Below are 16,883 nucleotides of genomic sequence, written 5' to 3' on the forward strand. Positions count from 1 at the left end.
GAATGGCGCTTACCAAAGCCGATTTAGCAGAACGTTTATTTACCAAATTTGGCATCAGCAAACGCGATGCCAAAATGATTGTTGAAGCTTTTTTTGAAGAGATCCGAGTGGCTTTGGAAGCTGGCGACCAGGTGAAACTTTCTGGTTTTGGTAATTTTGACCTGAGAGTCAAAAATCAGCGTCCAGGCCGCAATCCAAAAACGGGTGAAGATATCCCAATCTCTGCCCGCTGTGTGGTGACTTTCCGTCCTGGCCAGAAGCTAAAAAGCCGGGTCGAAGTTGGCACTGCAAAAAAATAACTGTTCTGTAGTGCCATGATGGTACAGCAGAAAAAGCCAGTCCTTGTGTGACTGGCTTTTTTTATCAATCACTGTTCTTAGCATACCATTGCAGTGAAACGGCTAGCTGTAGCCTGTCAGCCCCAGTTGCACTGACTTTTGTTGTCGCACTATGACTGCCATTATTTAGCGGAATGCAGAGTGTGACAGTGTAATTGCCATGGCGGCAAAACGGTTCGGTGCATTCAGTTTCTCCAGAATATTTGCCACATGATTTTTCACGGTATAGGTACTGATCCCCAGGATCATACCAATTTCACTGTTGGTTTTACCTGAGTGGATCCAATCCAGTACTTCACGCTCGCGCACTGTCAGGATCTGTAATGTGTCGACAGTGCTGTGAGCTGGACGTTTTTTGCTGATCAAGGCTAAATTAGCCTGGTGCAAATAGGGCAGGATCAGCTGGATCAGGTATGATGCTGGTGCACATTTATTTGATCTTTTGTTATTAAACGCGACCAGTGAAAAATAACGGCTCTCTCTGTTATCCAGATCATAGAGCACCAGATCAGCGAGTGAATTTCTGGATTTGCACAAGGCTTTTAATAAAGGCAGATTGTTGAATTTTTCTCTGGCACCCACTTCCAGTAAAGCTCGGCTAAATTCGCTGGGAAAACCAATACTTAATTCAGATTGGATGCTGAATTGCTGTTTATCTACCAATAACAGTAATAGCCCGTCTGATTCGGCAAAGGCCAGCACTTCCTGCAGTAGCTGGCAATCCAGTAATCTGGTGTGGGTGGCACTTTTCAACCGTTCCACTGCGGTCAGAACTAAAGATAATTCTTTGGTGCATCCTGAAAACACTTGTATCTCCTCCAAGCCTGATCGTCTACATTAATCCTTAATCTCCCACTACGGAGAAGACAACAGAATTAGATATTTATCCTTTTAATTTATTTAATCGTTCGATTAAATAAATTAAAAGCTAACAAAGTAACAGGACAGTGACTACCTTTTTATGATGATAAAAAACAGATATAAATAGGATGAAATTAAGATAAACAAGTAAATTCATAAATTTGCTCTGGTTTCTTATCAGCAGAACCGCAACACTACAGTCAGGATGTTAACTTTAAAGACGAAAATCAGTGGCGGCAAAGAACAGTGCAATGCTGGAGAATGGTGGAAAAAGCCATTGACAGTTTTTGTTTTTTCCAATTTAATTAATTGACTGATTAACTAAATTGGCAATTGAACAGGCGGGGAAAACCAAGCTGCCTGTGCCACAGCTTTGTCTAGCTGTCCGCTGTTACTCAACTGAGTCATCAAATCTCAGCAGTTTGGCAGTAAGAGGAGTTCGCCCGAGTGGAAACCATGATGAAACAGCGCGGGCGTCCGGCAGATCCGGACAAACAAGCAATTCAGAAGACCAGGTTAATAAAAGCAGCACAACAGTTATTGGATGAGAATGCCTACAGCCAGATTGCGATCCGCGATATTGGTGCTTTGTCGAATATTAATCCGGCGATGATTAAATATTACTTTGGCAATAAAGAAGGTTTGTTTATTGCGTTGCTGAACCAGATTGCTGACGAGCACTTTCTGATGTTTGAGCAATTGCGGACTGAACCCCGACCGGTGTTGAAGTTTATTGAAGCATTCGGCGCTTTACTGCAAACCCGACCAGGCTTTGTCCATTTGCTCAGTCAGGAAGTGCTCGCAAAAACGACGCCGCTGGCAGAGGCTTTTCTGGCAGCTTTTCCGGCCAGAGTATCAAAATTTTTACCCAGACTGATTATGCAGGAAACAGGCATTGTCGATCTGCATCGCGCCAGGCTGGCAGCGTTTCATCTGGTGACCAGTCTGGTGTCACCTTTTGTGTTTCGGGCTGTCCGACAACATGGTTGGCAATTGGCAGATGATGAGCTGTTTGGTCAGCAGTGGACTAGGGACCTGTACCATCATTTTTTAAATGGATTTAAGGAGTCTGATCTTGATGCACTGGAACTTCCAGGCTAAGAAAAACTTTCCGCTGGTATTATTGTCAGGGGTCTTTTGCGCACTTTGCCTGATATTGTCGCAGCCGGGTATCTCGCACCAGGATTTGCGTCAGCAAGCCAGCCCGGCCAGTTATATCGAACTAAACAGCCAGCAAATCCGACCATTGCTCAGTGGTTTTGGTCAGGCTAGCCCCGAAAAGTTACTAAATAGCCTGGCTGAAGTGAGTGGAAAAGTGGTGTTTCGGCATCCGCGACTAAAAAAAGGCGAGCTATTAAATGCGGGCACTGTGCTGCTGCAGATTGATGATGCCGAGTATCAACTGCGGCTCGCTAAAGCGCAGTCTGCATTGATTACGGCAGAAGTCGAGCTTGCTGCGCATGACACCGAAATAAACAATCATCAGTTGGATGTCGCATTAAGTCAGCATCAATTAGCGATTGCGCAAGCTGAGCAAGCCCGACTGGCAGCCTTACGCAAACAACAGAATCTGTCTGCTTCAGCATTGGCACAAGCGCAGCAAGTTGTGCTGATCCAGCAGCAGGAATTACAGCGACTGACTAACCGGCAAAGCTTATTTCCGCTGCAGCGCAAAGCACTGCTGGCAAGGCAGCATCAGGCGAAAACTGATGTACAAAAGGCTGAACTTGATTTAGCCAGGACAGTGGTCAGATTACCTTTCAGTGGCCGTATTGCCCAGGTCGCGGTCGAAAAAGAGCAGTGGGTGACACCGGGCATGGCATTATTCAGTGTTGCCGGCATTGAACAAGTGCTGATTAATGCGCAGTTTGATTACCGTCAGTTCCAGCAGTTTGTTGGCCTGTTTACTGATAATCCTGATTTTGCTCAGTTGTCAGAGCAAGGATTAGAAGCTTATTTTGCCCGTCAGGGCGTCAGCGCCAGAGTCACCCTGCTGGGGGATGACAGCGCAGTCTGGGAAGCCAGTATAGTCCGGATCCAGGATGAACTGGATCCACGCAGTCAGACGGTCGGGGTGGTGGCCAGTATTTCTAACAGTTATCAGACTATGCAGCGCGGTAAAAAACCGCCCCTACTTACCGGAATGAAAGTACAGCTTGATTTGTTGGGTAAAGCCGGTTCTTTTGTTGCAATACCACGACACTTGCTGATCAATCAACAGATCCTGTTGGCTGACGAAACTGACCAGATCCAGCCGTATCCATTAGGATCACTGTTGTTGCAACAGCAACTGGCCCTTAGTACCGATCTATCGCTGGCAGGTCGAAAAATGCTGACCACAGTACAACAGCCGGCATTGCCGGGCCAACCACTAGAGTTAACTCCGGATCAGACCACCGCTGCACAGTTACGGCACTGGATTGGAGCCTACTGATGATCAGGTACTTTATCAGCCATCCAACGGCAGCCAATTTATTGATGCTGTTATTACTGGTGCTTGGGCTGGTCAGTTTGCCTCGCATCAATCGGGAAACGCTGCCACAGATCCAGAGCTATCAGTTGGATATCCGGGTGCCGTATCCGGGGGCAACCCCAGAAAATATTCTGCAAAAAGTCTGTCTCAGTCTAGAGAATGCGCTGGATGGCATCAGCTTTTTGCAAGAACAACAATGTATGGCGCGACAAAATCTGGCCGTGATGACGGTGAAAATGAGCGAATCTGGTGACTTTTCACGTTTTACCACAGATGTAAAAAATGCGCTGGATAGTATTGATGATTTACCCCCTGAAGCCGAACAGTGGACGATAACTGAGCGTGGCCGGACCCAGGAGGTGGTCTCTGTGGCCGTCGCGGCCGAACTGGATCGGGTTGCACTCAAAGCGTTAGCGCAGCGGGTAAAAGCCGAATTGCTCCGCCATCAGGACATTTCGCTGGTAGATATCAAAGATTTTTCAGCGCATCAGTTACAGATCCGTCCCACTCAGCAGACCATGCGGCAATATGACTTAAGTCTACCGGCGTTAGCGCAGCAACTACGCCAGCAAAATATTGAATTGCCGCTTGGGGTGATTCAGACACCGCTGAGCGATACTCAAATTCGGCTCACTGACGAACAACGCGATGTCCAGGGACTGGGTCGACTGCGGATCCTCAGCGGTAGTGCCGGTAATGAGCTGCAACTGGCGCAGCTAGCCCAAATCCAGGATGGGTTTGAGCGCGATGACGCACTTATTTTTTATCAGGGCAAAGCGGCCGCTGTGCTGGTGATCCGCAAAAATACCGAGCAGGATAGTCTGAAAGTCCTTGCTGCGACTGAACAGGTACTGGCGTTGTTGCGGCAAAGCTTACCGCACGGCATCACGCTTTCGATAACCAATAATAATACTTCAATAGTGCAGGACAGGATCCAGTTACTGTTAACCAATGCCTGGCAGGGACTGTTTCTGGTGTTTCTGGTGGTGTGGTTATTCTTTTCATTGCGGTATACCTTTTGGGTAGTGATGGGATTACCCGTCGCCTTTGCCGCCAGTTTTTTCCTGATGCTGCAATTTGGCATTACGATTAATATGCTGTCGATGGTGGCACTGCTGCTGGCGCTGGGTATTCTGATGGATGATGCGATTGTCATCGCCGAATCCATTGGTCAGCAGCTCAGTCGTGGCCTGCCATTACAAAGTGCTGTCCTGCATGGAACGCTGGTGGTATTACCCGGCATCCTGTCTTCTTGCCTGACCACACTCTGTGTTTTTGTCGGACTGATTTTTATTGAAGGTGACCTTGGTCAGGTGCTGAAGGTCATCCCAATGGTGTTAATTCCGCTGCTGCTGGTCTCCTTGCTGGAAGCTTTGCTGATTATGCCGAGGCATTTGCATGACTCCTTGTCCGCACCAAAGCGGCCTGTCAATGCCACTGTTGATTGGTTGAGATCCAGTTTTGAACAGCAGTTTGCCAGGTGGAATGACCGTGTTTATCATCTGAACATCCAACTGATCCAGTATCGGTATTTACTGGCTGGTGCAGTCGTTGCTTTGTTTGTGCTCTCTGTCAGTCTGCTTGCCTCTGGCCGGCTCAAGTTTACTGCTTTTCCTGATATTGATGGCGATGTCGTTCAGGCCCGATTATTGTTGCCTGGCGGGACGCCGTTACAGACCACCCAGGCGCTGATGCAACAAGTGCAGCAAGCTTTAATGTCCACCAGTGAACAGCTTAGTCAGTCAGAAAGCCAGCCATTAGTGCAAGCAGTGACCTTGGTGTTTGGTGAAAATCCTGATGTAGAAGATCAGGGCAGCAATCTGGCTTATTTGTCGGTAGATTTACTCAGTGCCGAGCAGCGCCATACCCAATTGCAGCAGTTTATTCAGCACTGGCAGGCGGCAGTTGGCACTTTGCCCAATGCCACGCTGAATTTTACCGAGCCCAGACTCGGACCGCAGGGCCGGGCTATTGATGTGCGCTTTACCGGGCCGGATCTCGCGCAATTGCAACTGGCGGCGCAAGAGTTCAGTCGCTGGCTGGCAGGCTATTCAGGGGTATTGAATATTCATCAGACACTCAGGCCCGGTAAACCGGAATTTACCCTGCAGCTGAAAAGTGGTGCTTTGTCACTTGGCATTGATGCAGGCATGATTGCCAACCAACTGCGAGCAGCATTTCAGGGATATAAAGTGGCAGATATTTATGCCGGTCGCGAAGCTTATGAAATAGTGGTGAAGCTGGCTGGGCAGAGTATGGATGATTTTGCTGATTTTGAGCAGTTTCCGATTATTCACCCGCTGACTAAACAGACAATCCCGTTATCTGCTCTGGTCGACGTCCGCCAGACCCGCGGATTTGCTGTGTTGCACCGCTTTAATCAACAGCCCAGCGTGTCGGTGTATGCCGATGTGAACGCTGGTATCACCACTGCCAAAACCGTGTTAACAGCGATTGAGGGCAGTTGGTTGTCAAAGTTTAACCAGCAATTCCCCACGGTCAGTTATCAGATTGAAGGGGAAGTGAAAAATGCCGCGATCACGCAGGCGTCGATCCGGCGGGCATTTTTGGCCGGACTGGCGGCAATTTTTTTGTTATTGGCACTACAATTTCGCAGCTATGTCGAGCCGCTGATTGTGATTGTGGCTATCCCATTTGCCCTGATTGGCGTGGTGTTCGGGCATGTGCTGATGGGGATCCATTTCTCAATGCCATCGCTGATGGGCTTCGTGTCGCTGGCGGGGATTGTGGTGAATAACTCGATTTTACTGGTACAGTTTGTCAAAACCAGTGTCAGTCAGGGCATGCCGGTGCCGGAAGCTGCCGCCAAAGCAAGCCATGACAGATTCAGGGCCATTGTCATGACGTCAGTCACCACGATCGCCGGGATGACACCACTGTTGTTTGAAAGTAGTGTGCAAGCGCAAATTCTGATCCCACTGGCCACCAGCGTGGTGTTTGGTTTGCTGGCGTCGACTTTATTGGTGCTGTTATTACTGCCTTGCCTTTACACCATTCTGGCTGATTTTCAACTCACCGCAGTGCTCCCCTCTGAGACCACAGAGCATGGCCTGGAGCAGCGGGCAGTTTAACAAATGCACAACACCACAGCGCCGCGAACTGTAGCTGTGGTGTGACAGAACTGAAAAGCTCAGGCTGGCTGCGATGGCTGACACCAGTGGCGTAAATCCTGCTGGTGGTCACTGAGGATATGGGCAGGGATCTGCTGGCCTGCACTAATGATACGTTTTGCCAGCATAAAATCTTTGGCGGCGTTAATACAATCAGCCGCTAGGATGCGGCCATCAGCCAGGTACCAGACCGAAAAACTTTGATCCGGCTGATGTTCCCGTACAATCACCTGCTGATAACCCTGATTCAGACCTGCAATCTGAATTTTGCTGTCGTATTGATCAGACCAGAACCAGGGCAGTGCCGCCGGAGCGACCGGCAGGCCACACAAAGCTGTCGCAGCAGCTTTAGCCTGTTCATTTGCATTTGCCACGGCTTCAATCCGGCAATTGCTGCCGCTGAACGATTCCAGTTGCCGGGTACAATCACCTGCCGCATAAATATCCACATCTGAAGTCTGGCCGCAGTGGTTTACCACAATACCATCAGCCACAGTCAAGCCTGCTTGTTCAGCCAGTCGGGTTTGCGCTGTTGTACCAATACCGGCAATTACCAGATCAACCGGATAATGCCGGCCATCTGCAGTCGTAATGCCGTTGACTCTGTCAGTACCCGTCAGAGCGCTGATCTGCTGTCCGGTATGGATAGTCACACCATGTTGTTGATGTAGTTTCAGGTAATATGCCGATACCTGCGGCGAGGTCACCCGAGATAATAAGCGATTTTCCCGTTCAAATACGCTGATCTGAAAACCCATAGTTCGCAGTGCAGCAGCCAGTTCCATGCCAACATAACCACCGCCAATCAAACCAATCTGGCGGCAACCGCTCAGTTGCTGCTGTAACTGCCGGGTGTCTGCCAGTGTTTTCAGATAACAAACCCCGGCCAGCTCAGCGCCAGGAATTTGTAGACGCCGCACCGTACTGCCAGTACAAAGTAACAGCTTGTCATAACTGAGGACTGTGCCACAGTCCAGGAACACTTGCCGCTGCTGGCGGTCAAGCCGCAGCACCTGACAGTGCAGCCGCAGATCGATTGAATCCTGCTGATAACTGGTCACTGGCCGGATCAACAACTGAGACTCAGTTTGCTGACCCAGCAAAAACGCTTTGGACAGTGGCGGTCGGTGATAGGGCAACTCTGGTTCAGCGCCGATTAAGATGATTTCACCGCGCCAGCCTTGCTGACGCAGGCTAAATGCGGCCTGGGCGCCAGCATGGCCGCCACCGATAATAATACATCTTTGCATCAGTTAACCTTCTTTAATATTGGGATTCCGGTAAGTGAACCGTTAAGCCATGGTGTTGTTCCTGAACGATCACCTGACAACTGAGCCGGCTGAATGGTTTTGGCGCGACAACCAGCTCCAGCAACTGGCTTTCGTTGTTGCCAGGAACCGCCACTTTGTCCATCCAGTGTTGATCCAGATAACAATGACAGGTGGCGCAACTGCCAGAGCCACCACATTCAGCTTCAATACCGGCCACTCTGTGACTGACGGCTGCTTGCATTAACGAGGCACCGATCGGCACCTCTACCTGATGCGACTGTCCGTTGGCCTGAATAAAAGTGATTGTCGGCATCTGCGCTCTCCTTAGCCTGAAAACTTACTGAGTTGCTGAATTTCTGCCAGCAATGCAGCCGGTTCTGCTTCCAGTTCGCTGTCCATCGCGGTATTCCAGCGATTGAGAAAACCACAAATCGCGATCACTGCCGCGATTTCGACGACTGCCTGTTCGGAATAAAACTGCCCCAGTTCCTGATAATGTGCCGCTTTCAGGTGAGCTGGTGAGGTGCTGCAGGCAAAAGCAAAACGTAATGCGGCGCGCTCTTGATCGCTGTAATAGCTGCTGGTTTCAAATTCAAAAGCAGCCAGGATTTTATTGCGATTGACCTGCAACCGACTGGCAATATGTGAAAAATGTCCCTGGCAATAGTGACAGCCAGCGGCGTTACTGCTGATGGTGGCAATAGCCCACTTTAGTTCAACGCCAATATGATGAAACTGGCTGAGGCATTTAAACAAACCGCCAAAAGCTTGTGCCAGCGCCGGATTTTTCGCCATCGTCATGATGCCGTTCGGAATAAATCCCAGATTATTTTCGATCGACAGAAAAACCGCCTCCAATTCTGGTACATCCTCACGCTGGACCGGCCGGACCAGATGGTTCATTACAGTGTGCATTGTTCAGTTCCTTAGGCTGTGTAAACGCGACTCTAAACTAGGCGTCTAGCTGCCGGTTGCCCATAGTCCAGTGTAGTCATTCAACTAGTCCGGTTGGACCATGCCCGCCGTGGCAAATTTTTCTTATCTTGGAGCAGGCAGTCCGAAGGCCGTTACCAACATTCATGGTGGTGAGTTTTTCGGAGAAAAAACGTGCCAGGTCATTGCAGCCTGAGCAATGTCTACCATGCACTGACTTCTGAATAGGGAAACCGGGATGATTGAACAATTAATTGATTTTGTGAATAAGGATCTATTGGAAGGCGCAGCGCCAGATCTGGATCAACATACACCGTTGCTGGAGTTAGGGATCCTGAATTCATTATCGATGGTGCGTTTGCTGGCCTATATTGACCAGCAATTTGGGGTGAAAATCCCCGAGTATGGCATCACGCCGGTACATTTTGAAAATCTGCGCACCCTGACTGAGTTCATCCAGACGCAGAGTGTGACTCCGGAGTTACTGGCACAACCGCAGGTTTCTGAGCTGGATCGGCTGGTCCGATTACAGCAGAGCTATGGCATTGAAAGTCAGTTGGTACCGGCCGGCAGTGGCTTTGCGCAACATGTGCTCAGGGTCAAAGGTGAAGGCCCGTTATGGATTTTGTTGCCAGCACTGGGCAACCCGTCTACGGCCTGGTCGTCGTTACTGCGTTCAGTACAGGGGCGTCATAATGCCGTCGCACTGGATTTAGCCGGTTTTGGCCTCAGTCAGTGTGAAAAAGCCGCGCCGACTTTTGTCGATCATGTCGAATACACCCTGCAATATCTGGCCACGTTGCATGAACAGGAATGGGTGCTGGTCGCCAATTCTGCCGGTACCATGATTGCGGCAGAAATTGCCCGCCGTTATCCGGAACGGGTGAAAGCGCTGATTTGTACCGGCTTTGGTCTGATTCAGGATGTTGACAGCTGGTGGCGTGATTTACAACAAATGGCACAAAATCCGGAACAATTTCTGGCAGCCGCCTATTACCATCCGCCGAAGATGACTGCGGCGCTGAAAAACTTGCTGGACGATGTATTGTCTCGACCGGCCTATCATCAGTTTTTAGATCAGCAAGCGCGCAGTTCAATTAGCAAAACCTTTGATGGTATTAAAGTGCCAACCCTGTTTATTGCCGGTAACCATGATCAGATCATTCCGCCAGAATGGAGTGAGCAGGCTGCCGCTCTGTTACCTCATGCTCAGGTCACCCGACTGTCCCGTTGTGGTCACTTTTCCGCGTCGGAACGTCCGGAGGAATTTTTGTGGGTGATTGAAGACTTCTTAACACAGGTGGCAACAGCATGAATACAGCAGCAAGTTATGATGTGGTGATCATTGGCAGTGGTCCGGCCGGCACTTTATGTGGCATCGAGTGCCGAAAAAAAGGTTTGTCCGTGTTATGTATTGAAAAAGAGCAATTTCCTCGTTTTCACATCGGTGAATCTCTGACTGGGAATGCGGGCCAGATTATCAGGGATCTGGGTCTGGCGGATGCGATGGACGCGGCTGGCTTTCCGGCCAAGCCTGGGGTGAATGTGATTGGCTCGTTATCACGGAATGAATTTTTCATTCCTATTTTGGCTCCAACCTGGCAAGTCCGCCGCAGTGATTTTGACCAGTTGCTGAAAAATAAAGCCATCGAACATGGCGTGCACTATCAAACGGGTCTGGTCAAAGATGTGATCCAGCAGCAGGGCAAAGTGCTGGGTGCAGTGTATAAAGTTGGCGATACCGAGTTTCAGGTCTATTCCAAAGTACTGGTTGATGCCAGTGGTCAGCAGACTTTTTTGTCACGCAAAGGTATTGCCGGCAAGCGCGAAATTGAGTTTTTTTCCCAGCAAATAGCCTCATTTGCCCATTTTGAAGGGGCAGAACGTGATTTGCCACCGTTTTCAACCAATACCACAATTTTGTATTCCAAGCAGTATCACTGGTCGTGGATCATTCCTATTTCACCGACAGTCGACAGTCTGGGCATTGTGATCCCGAAAGAACTGTATTACCAGGAGTGTAACAATCCTGAAGATGCAATGGCCTGGGGGATGGAGCATATCAGTCCGGAACTGAAACGGCGTTTTAGCCATGCGACCAGGCTGAGCAAGCCGGAGTCGATGGCAGATTTTTCTTACCGTATCGAACCTTTCGTCGGTGACGGCTGGCTTTGTATCGGCGATGCACATCGTTTTCTGGACCCGATTTTTTCTTACGGGGTGTCTTTTGCGCTCAAAGAAGGCATTCATGCCGCAGCAGCGATTGGGCAAGCTATTAGTACTGGTCAGTGGAAAAGTCCGTTTTATGCGTTTCGCGACTGGAGCAATGGCGGGCAACAAATTGCTGCCGATCTGATCCGTTATTTCTGGATCTACCCAATTTTCTTCGGTTATCAGATGCAGAACCCGGATTTGCGTGATGAAGTGATCCGCTTGCTCGGTGGTTGTTGTTTCGATTGTAAAGACTGGAAAGCGCCGATGATTTTCCGCAAAGCCATTGAAGAATATGACCGTAAGCAACTGGCCGCCAAACAGACGGTGTACCAGCCGGCAATGGCGGTGTAATCAGAGGGTCGCCAGCGGCTGCTGTCAGCTGGCTCACTTAACTGCAAAAGAGGGAGGAACCATGGATTTTCAATGGAGTGACGCGCAGCAGGAATTATTTGCACACGCGCTGAGCTTTGCCGGCAGTTTGTCGGCCGCGCCGCAGGATACCGCTGAGTTTCCGCGGCAAGCCTGGCAGGCCCTGGGTGAGTTCGGTTTATTTGGTTTACCCATCGACGGCCGTTATGCCGCCAAAGGGTCAGGCTTTGACATTCTGACAACAGTACGGGTACTCGAAGCTTTTGGTCAGGGTTATGCTGACACTGGTCTGCTGTTTGCCGGGGCCGCTCATACCTTCGCCTGTTGTATGCCTCTTTATCTGCATGGCAGTGAAAAGTTAAAGCAGCAGTTATTGCCGCAACTGGCCAGTGGTGAATGGATTGCAGCCAATGCCATGTCCGAAGCCGAAGCTGGCTCTGATATTTCCAAGCTTGCGACCACTGCGGTGCGGGATGGCGACTATTACGTTGTCAACGGCATTAAGTCTTATGTCACCAACGGCAGTGTGGCCGATTATTTTTTGGTGTATGCCACCACCAATAAAGCTTTTGGCTATTTAGGTCAGACCGCTTTGCTGGTACCCGCCAATTCGCCGGGGATCCAGGTTGGTCTGCCATATCAGAAATTGGGGTTACATTCAGCGCCACTCAATCAGGTGTATTTCGATGATGTGCGGGTGCATCGTGATTTCCTGCTTGGCGAGGAAGGGCAGGGAGCACGGATTTTTGCCGGTTCAATGGATTGGGAGCGTTGTTGTTTATTTGCTCTGTTTGTCGGCGTGATGCAACGGGATCTGGAGCAATGTATCCAGTACGCCAATTTACGTCAGCAAGGGGGGAAAACTATCGGCAAGTTTCAGGCGGTGTCACACCGGATCGCTGATATGGAGGTGCGACTGCAAAGTGCCAGATTGTTGTTGTATTTTGCCGCCTGGCAAAAATCGCAACAAGTCGATAATACCAAAGCGGTGGCGTCAAGCAAGCTGGCGATCAGCGAAGCTTTTGTCCAGTCGGGGCTGGATAAGATCCGTATTCATGGAGCCCTGGGCTATATGCAGGAAAGTCAGCTCGACCAGAGTCTGCGTGATGCTATGGGATCTGTTCTCTTCTCCGGTACTTCCGATATTCAACGGGAATTAATTTGCCACAGGTTGGGCTTATGATGACGCGGCTGGAACATATTTTTCTGCAGGGCTGTCAGTTGGCCGCGCCTGCCATGCTGGCAGTGACCGATGCCAGTGAAAGCTACACCTATGCTGAACTTACGGCCTGTCGTGCCAGGATTGCGCTGTTGTTGCAGGATCAAAAGCTGCAAAGCACAGACAGGATCGGTTTGTGGCTGGATAAGTCCTGTCGGGCGCTGGCTGCTATGCTGGCGGTATCGGCTGTCGGGGGTTGTTATGTCCCAATTGACCCGCTGAATCCGCCGGGCCGGGTCAGCAGTATTGTCAGCGATTGTCAAATGCGGCTGCTGATCACCACTGAAGCCCGTTATCGCCAGTGTCTGGCCAGCGGGCTGACTGGGCTGACTTATCTGTTACTTGACAGCCAGCCACAACAACAATACCCGGCTGATGTGCTGACCTGGCAGCAACTGGACAAATTCGATAGCAGTCGTTTTCAGCCGCCGTTAGCACAAGATGAGGACGCGCTGGCTTACATTCTCTATACCTCAGGCTCGACGGGTCTGCCCAAAGGGGTTTGTATCAGCCATCGCAATGCTTTAGCTTTTATTCTGTGGTCACAACAATGCTTGCAGCCGCAGATTTCTGATCGGTTTGCCAATCATGCGCCCTGGCATTTTGATTTATCTGTGCTGGATATTTATCTGTCACTTGTGACTGGCGCCAGTCTTTATCTGGTGCCGGAAATGGTCAGTTATCTGCCGGAACAACTGGCCGGTTTTATTGCCCGGCATCAGTTAACTATCTGGTATTCAGTCCCGACAGCTTTGGCGCTGATGGTGGACCAGGTGGCTGATTTCTCCAGTAAAGTGAGTAGCTTACGCCATATTATTTTTGCCGGTGAGCCTTTTGAGATGAAAGCGCTGAAGCGCTTGCGCGCGGCGTTACCGCAGGTGGCCTTGTACAACTTTTACGGACCGACTGAAACCAATGTCTGTATCGCATATCAGGTGCCGGCAGAAGTGCCGTCGCTGTTACCGGTCGGCCAGCCAGCCAGTGGTGCGGTTATCCGTATTCTGGCTGAGGATGGCACAGCGGTGCTCGCTGGCCAGCATGGTTTTATTACGGTCTGTGGCCCCAGTGTGTTCAGCCGGTATTGGGGCTGTGCCGTCCGCAGTGATGCCGATTACAACACCGGCGACATTGGATACCAGGATGCCAATGGCGACATTGTGTTCGTCGGTCGGCAGGATCATCAGGTCAAAGTGCGCGGCTACCGCGTGCATCTGGCAGAAGTTGAGCGGGTAATTTATTTGCACCCGGTCATACGGGAGTGTCTGGTGCTGCTGGGAGAGGATCAAAAACTTCATGCTTATGTGGCTACCGATGGCGAGGCTCCGACTTTACTGGCGCTGAAACTGCACTGTGCCCGCTGGTTGCCGAAATATATGTTGCCCGATCAGGTGCATATCGCTGCGGCATTGCCGCGCAATCGCAATGGCAAATTATCCCGTCAGGCTTTGCTGGATCAGCAGATGCTCTGACAGCCGTCACTTACATCAAGTCAGTGTCGGCTGCCGACGCTGCGAGGAGAGGATATGAATAAAAAAATTGTCGTCATTGGTGCCGGTTTATCCGGTATTGCGGCGGTCCGGCAACTGACCGCCGCAGGTCATCAGGTGTTGTGCCTGGAGAAAGCTGAAAATTTTGGCGGTGTCTTCGCCGATAAAAAAATTTACGAAGACTTGTACCTGACTATTTCTAACTATTTCATGGCTTATTCTGATTTTCTGCCGGAGCAACAAAAACTGAAATTCTGGTCGAAAAAAGAATACCTGCAATATCTTGGGGATTACATCCGGCATTTTAAGCTGGCAGCGCATATTCGTTATGGTCATGAAGTGTTGCAAGTGGAGCCTGTCAGTGGCGATTTACAGGCTCCTGAGCAGGGCTGGCGTATTCGTTATCGTGATTTAAGCGGTGAGCATGAAGAGCTGGCAGAGATGGTGGTCGTCTGTTCGGGTCATTTCCAGACGCCAAAATTGCCAGACATCGAAGGGCTGGCGCAGTTTACTGGTGAGGTGGTGCATTCCAATGACTATCGCGACAAAATGCAGTTTAAAGATAAAAAAGTGCTGTGTGTGGGTCTGGGCGAAAGTTCTGCCGACATTACATCAGAAATCTCCGAGGTGGCCAGTCAGTGTCTACTGTCGTTACGGCGTTATCCGGCGGTGGCACCACGTTATATGGCGTTTCAGGAAGATCCCTATTTCACCATTGACACTTCCTGGCTGACTTCGCGCATCGTCAATAAATTACCGCATCGTTATCACGGTGGAATTACCAAAGGCATTTTTAAAAAATACATCCAAAGCCGGAATGACCATTTGCGGATCCGGGGCGAATGGCTGAAAAAATCCGGCCCTTCCTACCATCAGGCGGTGACTAAAAATGAGCGCCTGTTTAAACCCATCGCCGAGGGCAAAGTACTGCCGAATATTGGTGGTATTGCCAGATTTGAGCAAGATGCAGTCCTGTTTCAGGATGGCAGCCGGCACCAGATTGATGCTGTGGTGTTTTGTACCGGTTATCAGCTGAAATTCCCGTTTCTGCAGTTACCAGTGCACAATATGCGTGATTTATATAAACAAATGTTCATCCCTGAAGTAGGTGCCAGTCTGGCTTTTGTTGGTTTTGTCCGGCCACAGCAAGGGGGCATCCCGGTGATTGCCGAAATGCAATGCCGTTATCTGGCAATGTTGGGCAGTGGCGCTGCCAGCTTACCTGCAGTGACAGCAATGCACGACATTATCAGACATGACACCAGACACTGGCAGACCGAATATAAGATCACGCCGCATGTGCCATCACTGGTCAATTATTGCCATTACATGGACTCCATAGCGCAATTGGTTGGCTGTATGCCAAAAATTCCTGGTCTGCTGCAGGACCCAATCTTAAGAGTCAAATTGCTGCATAACCCACAGTTTGCTGTGCAATATCGGCTGGATGGGCCAGAGAAAATGACGGAATCGGCTCGGCGTTTTTTACTGGGTTTCCCTAATATCAGTTCCTGGCCACGGATCCTGTATTTTGAATGTGCCTTGCTCGGACAAAAGCTGTTGTCCTGGTTGCGGTTGGATGGCCTGAGGCAACTGAGTAAGTAACCTGAACTCGGGTTAAGTAGTTTCGTTGCGATGGCAGGTGCTCTAGAGCACCGAACAGTTTAAAAAAGCGGTAGCAGCCGTGGGCAAAATAGGACTCAGACAAGGCAAATTTCTGAAGGTTTAGTGAACTAAACCGAAGGAATTTAACGCCGTATGAGGATATTTTGCCCCGGCCCTGCGGGAGCGCCGGAAAAACACGCATCCGGCGTTGGGCAAAGTGAGCAATAGAATGACTATTGCTCACTTTGCCCGCCTTGCCTGCGAGTTTTTCCGTCAGCTCTGCTGCTCGCTTTTTGAACTGATCGGTGCTCTAGTGATGCACTTGCTGTGGTGGCTGGTCAGGCGATTGACCAGCGGCATATGACCGATAAGGAACGTTATGATTATCCTGAATCAGCATAACCAGCAAAACTTGCGGCTTGGTCTGCAAAGTTCAGCCTGGACTGACCATCAGCTGACGCAGTTGCAGCGCATTATATTGGCCAATGATGGCACTGTCACCCAACTCATCGAGCAGTTGGTAGGCGAAAGCCTGCAAGTACACAAGCTGTTTGAAAGCGAGCCAGCACCTTGCCTGGAAGATAGCAGCAGCGAGCGCTGTCAGCGCCGGATTGTGACTCTGAATGGTGTCGACAGCGGGATCCCGTATTTATATGCCGACTCGCTGGTGTTTCATGATCATTTGCAGGTTAATTTCTCTCGCGCTCTGCTGGACACCAGAATGCCAATCGGCCGTGCCTGGGAAAAATACCGGGTTGAGACCTATAAAACCATGGCCAGTTGGGGCTTTGAACCAGCGGATGCCCTGGCGCTGAAGTTCGGTATTTTACCGGCTGAACTGCTGTTATATCGCACTTATTTTGTTTATTCACAGGGTAAAAAAATCTTCCGGATCACGGAAAAATTTCCGATTGCCTGGTTTCGCAGTACGCAGCAATTGACCTCCAACACAGCAATCCCTTCACTATTAAGCGGAGTTTAA

The 16,883-nt window shown here is 50.0% G+C and carries 14 protein-coding genes; 10 read left to right on the plus strand and 4 right to left on the minus strand.

Features of this window, described 5'->3' with window-relative positions:
• Positions 1-2 precede the first annotated feature (2 nt).
• Complete coding sequence (gene ihfA / locus AC53GJ_RS09030; protein ID WP_068063602.1) at positions 3-299, plus strand: integration host factor subunit alpha; 297 nt, start codon at positions 3-5, stop codon at positions 297-299.
• 165 nt (positions 300-464) lie between these two features.
• On the opposite strand, the gene AC53GJ_RS09035 is transcribed toward ihfA, so the two are convergent.
• A complete protein-coding gene (locus AC53GJ_RS09035) occupies positions 465-1,145 on the minus strand; it encodes a response regulator transcription factor (protein ID WP_496732350.1) in 681 nt (226 codons plus the stop codon).
• A 510-nt stretch (positions 1,146-1,655) separates the two neighbouring features.
• On the opposite strand from AC53GJ_RS09035, the gene AC53GJ_RS09040 reads away from it, so the two are divergent.
• From AC53GJ_RS09040 to AC53GJ_RS09050, 3 genes are read left to right on the plus strand one after another with little or no spacing between them, the layout of a single operon-like run.
• Positions 1,656-2,300 (plus strand): TetR/AcrR family transcriptional regulator, encoded by a 645-nt coding sequence (locus AC53GJ_RS09040; protein ID WP_496732351.1) that lies wholly within the window; start codon positions 1,656-1,658, stop codon positions 2,298-2,300.
• Positions 2,275-3,633, plus strand: coding sequence for an efflux RND transporter periplasmic adaptor subunit (locus AC53GJ_RS09045; RefSeq protein ID WP_496732352.1), 1,359 nt, complete (start codon positions 2,275-2,277; stop codon positions 3,631-3,633). Before AC53GJ_RS09040 ends, AC53GJ_RS09045 begins: the two co-directional genes overlap by 26 nt.
• Positions 3,633-6,764, plus strand: coding sequence for an efflux RND transporter permease subunit (locus AC53GJ_RS09050; RefSeq protein WP_496732353.1), 3,132 nt, complete (start codon positions 3,633-3,635; stop codon positions 6,762-6,764). Before AC53GJ_RS09045 ends, AC53GJ_RS09050 begins: the two co-directional genes overlap by 1 nt.
• 59 nt (positions 6,765-6,823) lie before the next feature.
• Here the strand turns inward: AC53GJ_RS09050 and AC53GJ_RS09055 are convergent, their stop codons facing one another.
• The 3 genes from AC53GJ_RS09055 to AC53GJ_RS09065 are packed head-to-tail and all read right to left on the minus strand — an operon-like array spanning position 6,824 to position 8,989.
• Complete coding sequence (locus AC53GJ_RS09055; RefSeq protein ID WP_496732354.1) at positions 6,824-8,053, minus strand: NAD(P)/FAD-dependent oxidoreductase; 1,230 nt, start codon at positions 8,051-8,053, stop codon at positions 6,824-6,826.
• A 13-nt stretch (positions 8,054-8,066) separates the two neighbouring features.
• Complete coding sequence (locus AC53GJ_RS09060) at positions 8,067-8,387, minus strand: 2Fe-2S iron-sulfur cluster-binding protein (protein ID WP_496732355.1); 321 nt, start codon at positions 8,385-8,387, stop codon at positions 8,067-8,069.
• An 11-nt stretch (positions 8,388-8,398) separates the two neighbouring features.
• The gene (locus AC53GJ_RS09065) at positions 8,399-8,989 is read right to left on the minus strand and encodes a carboxymuconolactone decarboxylase family protein (protein ID WP_496732356.1); all 591 of its coding nucleotides are present in this window, start codon (positions 8,987-8,989) and stop codon (positions 8,399-8,401) included.
• 256 nt (positions 8,990-9,245) lie between these two features.
• Between AC53GJ_RS09065 and AC53GJ_RS09070 the strand changes: the two genes are divergently transcribed.
• The 6 genes from AC53GJ_RS09070 (at position 9,246) to AC53GJ_RS09095 (ending at position 16,883) form a co-directional block, all read left to right on the plus strand.
• Positions 9,246-10,322: an alpha/beta fold hydrolase gene (locus AC53GJ_RS09070; protein ID WP_496732357.1), complete on the plus strand. Its 1,077-nt coding sequence runs from the start codon at positions 9,246-9,248 to the stop codon at positions 10,320-10,322.
• Positions 10,319-11,572: an NAD(P)/FAD-dependent oxidoreductase gene (locus tag AC53GJ_RS09075; protein ID WP_496732358.1), complete on the plus strand. Its 1,254-nt coding sequence runs from the start codon at positions 10,319-10,321 to the stop codon at positions 11,570-11,572. Before AC53GJ_RS09070 ends, AC53GJ_RS09075 begins: the two co-directional genes overlap by 4 nt.
• Positions 11,573-11,633: 61 nt before the next feature.
• Positions 11,634-12,773: an acyl-CoA dehydrogenase family protein gene (locus tag AC53GJ_RS09080; RefSeq protein WP_496732359.1), complete on the plus strand. Its 1,140-nt coding sequence runs from the start codon at positions 11,634-11,636 to the stop codon at positions 12,771-12,773.
• Complete coding sequence (locus AC53GJ_RS09085) at positions 12,770-14,278, plus strand: amino acid adenylation domain-containing protein (RefSeq protein WP_496732360.1); 1,509 nt, start codon at positions 12,770-12,772, stop codon at positions 14,276-14,278. Before AC53GJ_RS09080 ends, AC53GJ_RS09085 begins: the two co-directional genes overlap by 4 nt.
• Before the next feature lie 54 nt (positions 14,279-14,332).
• Positions 14,333-15,901 carry a flavin-containing monooxygenase gene (locus AC53GJ_RS09090; RefSeq protein WP_496732361.1) on the plus strand — a complete coding sequence of 523 codons (1,569 nt, stop codon included), beginning with the start codon at positions 14,333-14,335 and terminating at the stop codon, positions 15,899-15,901.
• Between the two features lie 379 nt (positions 15,902-16,280).
• Positions 16,281-16,883: a chorismate--pyruvate lyase family protein gene (locus AC53GJ_RS09095; RefSeq protein WP_496732362.1), complete on the plus strand. Its 603-nt coding sequence runs from the start codon at positions 16,281-16,283 to the stop codon at positions 16,881-16,883.

This window comes from Rheinheimera sp. B2H12 (genome assembly GCF_059620065.1).

Bases quoted from the DNA above. Each gene is read 5' to 3' on its own strand.
- ihfA (WP_068063602.1), top strand. From the start codon at position 3: ATGGCGCTTACCAAAGCCGATTTAGCAGAACGTTTATTTACCAAATTT.
- AC53GJ_RS09040 (WP_496732351.1), top strand. From the start codon at position 1,656: ATGATGAAACAGCGCGGGCGTCCGGCAGATCCGGACAAACAAGCAATT.
- AC53GJ_RS09050 (WP_496732353.1), top strand. From the start codon at position 3,633: ATGATCAGGTACTTTATCAGCCATCCAACGGCAGCCAATTTATTGATG.
- AC53GJ_RS09055 (WP_496732354.1), bottom strand. From the start codon at position 8,053: ATGCAAAGATGTATTATTATCGGTGGCGGCCATGCTGGCGCCCAGGCC.
- AC53GJ_RS09060 (WP_496732355.1), bottom strand. From the start codon at position 8,387: ATGCCGACAATCACTTTTATTCAGGCCAACGGACAGTCGCATCAGGTA.
- AC53GJ_RS09065 (WP_496732356.1), bottom strand. From the start codon at position 8,989: ATGCACACTGTAATGAACCATCTGGTCCGGCCGGTCCAGCGTGAGGAT.
- AC53GJ_RS09070 (WP_496732357.1), top strand. From the start codon at position 9,246: ATGATTGAACAATTAATTGATTTTGTGAATAAGGATCTATTGGAAGGC.
- AC53GJ_RS09075 (WP_496732358.1), top strand. From the start codon at position 10,319: ATGAATACAGCAGCAAGTTATGATGTGGTGATCATTGGCAGTGGTCCG.
- AC53GJ_RS09080 (WP_496732359.1), top strand. From the start codon at position 11,634: ATGGATTTTCAATGGAGTGACGCGCAGCAGGAATTATTTGCACACGCG.
- AC53GJ_RS09085 (WP_496732360.1), top strand. From the start codon at position 12,770: ATGATGACGCGGCTGGAACATATTTTTCTGCAGGGCTGTCAGTTGGCC.
- AC53GJ_RS09090 (WP_496732361.1), top strand. From the start codon at position 14,333: ATGAATAAAAAAATTGTCGTCATTGGTGCCGGTTTATCCGGTATTGCG.
- AC53GJ_RS09095 (WP_496732362.1), top strand. From the start codon at position 16,281: ATGATTATCCTGAATCAGCATAACCAGCAAAACTTGCGGCTTGGTCTG.